The following is a 4,220-nucleotide window of genomic DNA, read 5'->3' as shown; positions in this document are numbered from 1 at the left end:
ACGCCATGGAGGACGGCCGGCTGAAGCTGTTCGGCCAGGAGATCCATCGCCTGGGCAGGCCCTGGGAAGAGAACCGCCATGTCGAGGTGCTGGCGCGGCTCGAAGGCCGCAATGGCAAGCTGATCCCGCCGGGTGAGTTCATGCCGGTGGCCGAACGCTTCGGCCTTGCCGCCCGGCTCGACCGCTGGATCATCCGCGCGGCACTGGCGCGCCACGGCAAGGCGATGCGCTCCGGCGCCATCTCGCTCGGCTTCAACCTGTCGGCGCAGACGCTCTCCGATCCGCAGCTCTGGGACTTCGTCGATGCCGCGATCGCCGGGAGCGGCGCGCCGCCATCCGGCATCGGCTTCGAGATCACCGAGACCGCCGCCGTCACCAATTTCGACGCGGCGGAAGAATTCGTGCGCAAGGCCAGGTTGCGCCGCTGCCGCGTCAGCCTCGACGATTTCGGCGCCGGCATGAGCTCCTTCGAATATCTGAGGCGCTTCCCCATCGACGTCATCAAGATCGACGGCTCCTTCGTCGAGCACATCGCCGAAAGCCGCTTCGACCGCGAGATCGTCTCGGCGATCGCCGGCATTGCCAGAAGCATGGGCAGCGCCGTGGTGGCCGAGAAGATCGAGGAAAAGAGCGCGTTGGAGATCCTCATGGGCATGGGGGTCGCCTATGGCCAGGGCTATTTCCTGCACAGGCCCGAGCCGCTCGAGGCGATCGTGGCGCGGGCGGCCGGTGGCGCGGCGCCGTTTGAAAGACCGCATGCCCGAGTGGGCGGCATAAAATAAGCAAACGCTAAAATTGAAACCGCTCGTTTAAGCGCGCCGTAATCCGGCAAGGCAATGATCCGCACCGACAATCGGATCGGAGCGACGAGATGAAGACCCTTCCAACGCTGGCGGCAACCGCAATCGGCCTGCTCGGCATCTTTGCAACGCAGCCATCCTTCGCGGGTTCGGACCATGGCGGCCAGGTGACCGTGGCTGAGGATGACGACGACCAGGGCGCCGCCGCCGGCGATGACGGTGACCACGCCGTCGCCGAGAATGACGAGGCCGATCATGAGGGCGACGGCGTCGGGACGGGCTCGCATGACGGCGACCAGGACGAGGATGGCGATCACCAGGGCGGCGATCACGACGGCGGGGACAGCGACAGCCATGACGGCGGCGGCGACAGCGGTGGCCACGATGGGGGCGGGGACAGCGGCAGTCATGACAGCGGCGGCGACGACTGACGATCGGCGTTGAAAGCCGCAATCTCCCGGCGGGGGACCGCCCGGCGGGCAGCGGAGGGGCGCTGCCTGCCGGCCTGCCGCGCGCCAGGAAACTGAGGCAATTCCAGGAAAAGCCCGCAACGGTTTTCCGTCCTGAATCGCATGAAACAAACACTTGGAACGGTTCATCGATCCCATCAAAACGCTGAACCGCTCTAGGAAATTCTTAGGATTATTGGGCTACGGCCTTGCCGAACCGACCTTTGCTTTGCTCAAGGCATGATGTCTTGGCTCGAATATCCGGCACCCATTCCATGACGGACGGGTACCGTCGAGGCCAGCAATGTCTTCACTCCCCACGCTGAATAACGCCGCCCTTTCGATCCTGCAGCAGCAACGCCCGGCGTCGGCGGCCGGATCGGCAGGAGACGGTCTCGTCGCGAACATCAATCGCACCCCCGCCGATCTCGGCTCCGGCGCGCCGCTCATGGCCGAAATTTCCCAATCCATGTTCAGCCTGGACGGCCTCAACGTCACGGCGACAAAGGTCCGGCTGATGGAGCGCGCGGGCAAGGAGTTCGGCCTCGACCAGGGCGACTACGAATCCGTGATCTCCTATGGCACGGCCGTCAAGAACGCGGTCGAGGCGCTGAAGCGGCAATCCCCGTCCGCGATCGCAGAGATCGAAAGGCAGCTTGGCCTGGATCAGCTTGGCGTTTCGCTCGATACGCTGGTCAATTCAATCGCCGATCCGCAAAGCAGCGACGGCGACAGGTTGGACGCTGCGCTGGAGAGGGAAGCTGGCAAGCAAGGCGAGGGGAAATCTGCTTCCATCCAGCCAGACGAGATCGGTCTTTACGGTGGCTGAGGGCGCGTGCCGATCTCCCCTCATCAAGGGGGGAGATTACATCCGCTCAGTGACTCACCTCTCATTCGACGTCGGGCCGAACTCAGCCCTCCGCCTTCATGGTTCGCGCGATCTCAAGCAGCTTGTCGCGATCATGCCCATGCTCGCGGATCAGCTCGCGCGCCTGCTTGGGCGAGAGATCGGTGTTTTCGGCCAGGAACCGCACGTCCGGATCGTCGCCGCCCTTGGTCGGCAACCGGCTGGGTGACGGCGCATGACCGGCGCCCGGGCGGTTCGGGATCTTGCCGTTAGGCTGGTTCATCGTAAAACTCCCGTTGTTGCCGCTCCAGCCCGCCGTCCCGATGACCTGCCGCGTGCCTGCTTCTTGCGGCGCAGCTCCTCATCGGTCCCGACGATTTGCTTCGACCCGCCGGTGATAGCGGTCGAGACGACCGCCGGCGGATCGCTCGCCGGGAAACTGTCCTCCAGACCGGACTGCAACTGTTCCTCCAGCGTCTCCGGAATCTCCGAGCGCCCTTGCGTGCGGCGGTCGTCGATCTCCTCCAGATCGCTCTTCGTGTCGGGATGGCTGCGCACATTCCTCATCGTCGACACAATCAGCTCGATCGCGAATTCACGCATGGCGTCGGCATGTGGCGCGGCGATATCCGTTTCCTCGACAAGCCTGATCAGCGACGTCTCCATCTCGCCCAGTTCTTTCAGGCCCTGACAGCGGGCCAGCCGTTGCGACAGCGCGTTGATGAGGGCGGGAGCAAAGGTCGAGTAGGCTTGCACGCGTGTCTCGTCGACGCGTTCGGGATGAAGGGTCTGCAGCGACATCGGAGCCTCCACTGGTTGTCCCGCCGATAGCGGCCGCCTTGCTGGACGGCCGCTTCTAGGCAACTGCGGGAGGCGCGACTGGTTCCATCAGGGAGAGAATGGCTGATGCGGCTATGTCCCTCGCCCCGGCACGGATCGGCGCCAGCATGCGGTCCCGACTGCGAGCCAAGACCGCACGACCGCATCAGGTCCTTGGCATGCGAATGACAGCCACGTCAGGCGGCCGCCCGCAAGGCCCGTTCGTTGGCGCCGCTTTCGCCGAGCTTGGTCAACGCCTCGTCGGTAGCGGCTTCTTCCTTGAGCGTCTCACGCAGCAGCGGCAACGCGTCGGCCAGGCCGAGTTGCTCCGCCCAGGCAATCAGCGTGCCGTAGCGCGCTATCTCATAGTGCTCGACCGCCTGGGCGGCGCCGACAAGGCCGGCATCGAGGGCAGGTTCCTCCTCATACTCCTCGAGAATCTCCGCGCCTTCTTCGAGAATGCCGTCGATCGCCGGGCAGGTCTTGCCCCTGGCGGCCTTGCCGATGAGTTCGAAGACCTGTTCGAGACGGTCGACCTGGCCTTCCGTCTCCAGGCGATGCTTCTCGAACGCCGCGCTCAGTTCCTCGGACTGTGCCGCCTTTGCAAGCTTGGGCAATGTCTTCAGGATTTTCTTTTCCGCGTAATATATGTCTTTCAGGCCGTCTACGAAAAGGCTTTCAAGGCCGTTCGCCGCCCCGGATTTCTTCGCCATTGTTGCGCTCCATCGATTTGAATGACACGTCGATTTTGAAAAAGGGAAAGCGCCCGCGTCAGCGGGCACCGGTTCGAGATTTAGGACTGGCCGCCCGTGCGGCCTGCTTCGGAAGCCCGTTCGCGGTCTTCGGCAAAACTGCCGCTGCCGCCTCTGTGCTGACCCATGTTGCGGTTTTCAGCTTGCTGCTGCCCGCTGCCGCGACGCCGATCCTGGTCGCGGTTCTTATGGCTCTGCTGGCCGGCCTTCACATGCTGTTCGTGGCGTCCACCTCGATTGGGCATATCTGAACTCCATCTTGTCCCGGATGGTCTTGGTGTGAATTCAAGGGAGGTTTGACTTCCTTGAATAGGAAGAACCGGCGCCCGCGGCGGCCGTTCCGCGCGAAATATTTTGTGAATAGCGCGGCGGCGATCGTCGACCCGCCGGTCGGAAATGGGAATGAGCAGCGAGCCGCCCGCTCGCTGCTTGCAGGCCATGGTCCGAGCAGTTCCTACGACCGAGGTCCGAGGAGCCCGAGCATTAGGCCCGGCAGAGCAACCAAAGCATGCGTTTCGAGTTATTGGGCGGTCGTCGATGGACCCCCCTCCGT

At 63.9% G+C, this 4,220-nt stretch carries 7 protein-coding genes; 3 read left to right on the top strand and 4 right to left on the bottom strand.

Annotation, left to right across the window (positions count from 1 at the left end; genetic code table 11):
* The 3 genes from EOA29_RS27375 to EOA29_RS27365 all read left to right on the top strand — a co-directional run.
* Window positions 1-782 (top strand): EAL domain-containing protein (locus EOA29_RS27375; protein WP_145969823.1); only part of this gene is annotated, 782 nt, incomplete at its 5' end.
* A gap of 89 nt (window positions 783-871) precedes the next feature.
* Complete coding sequence (locus tag EOA29_RS27370) at window positions 872-1,231, top strand: hypothetical protein (protein WP_126094533.1); 360 nt, start codon at window positions 872-874, stop codon at window positions 1,229-1,231.
* Window positions 1,232-1,553: 322 nt separating this feature from the next.
* Window positions 1,554-2,078, top strand: coding sequence for a hypothetical protein (locus tag EOA29_RS27365; protein WP_126094532.1), 525 nt, complete (start codon window positions 1,554-1,556; stop codon window positions 2,076-2,078).
* Between the two features lie 82 nt (window positions 2,079-2,160).
* Here the strand turns inward: EOA29_RS27365 and EOA29_RS27360 are convergent, their stop codons facing one another.
* From EOA29_RS27360 to EOA29_RS27345, 4 genes are all read right to left on the bottom strand, one after another.
* Window positions 2,161-2,379, bottom strand: a complete 219-nt coding sequence (locus EOA29_RS27360; protein WP_126094531.1) for a hypothetical protein — start codon at window positions 2,377-2,379, stop codon at window positions 2,161-2,163.
* Complete coding sequence (locus EOA29_RS27355; RefSeq protein WP_127221875.1) at window positions 2,376-2,897, bottom strand: hypothetical protein; 522 nt, start codon at window positions 2,895-2,897, stop codon at window positions 2,376-2,378. The genes EOA29_RS27360 and EOA29_RS27355 overlap by 4 nt, the downstream gene beginning before the upstream one ends.
* Window positions 2,898-3,112: 215 nt before the next feature.
* Entirely contained in the window at window positions 3,113-3,628 is a 516-nt protein-coding gene (locus tag EOA29_RS27350; protein ID WP_126094529.1) for a ferritin-like domain-containing protein, read from the bottom strand.
* Window positions 3,629-3,708: 80 nt separating this feature from the next.
* Window positions 3,709-3,795 carry a KGG domain-containing protein gene (locus EOA29_RS27345; RefSeq protein ID WP_126095953.1) on the bottom strand — a complete coding sequence of 29 codons (87 nt, stop codon included), beginning with the start codon at window positions 3,793-3,795 and terminating at the stop codon, window positions 3,709-3,711.
* Between the last annotated feature and the right edge of the window lie 425 nt (window positions 3,796-4,220).

Source organism: Mesorhizobium sp. M1E.F.Ca.ET.063.01.1.1 (assembly GCF_003998155.1).
Classification (GTDB): domain Bacteria; phylum Pseudomonadota; class Alphaproteobacteria; order Rhizobiales; family Rhizobiaceae; genus Mesorhizobium.
This window is presented reverse-complemented; position numbering and strand designations above follow the sequence as displayed.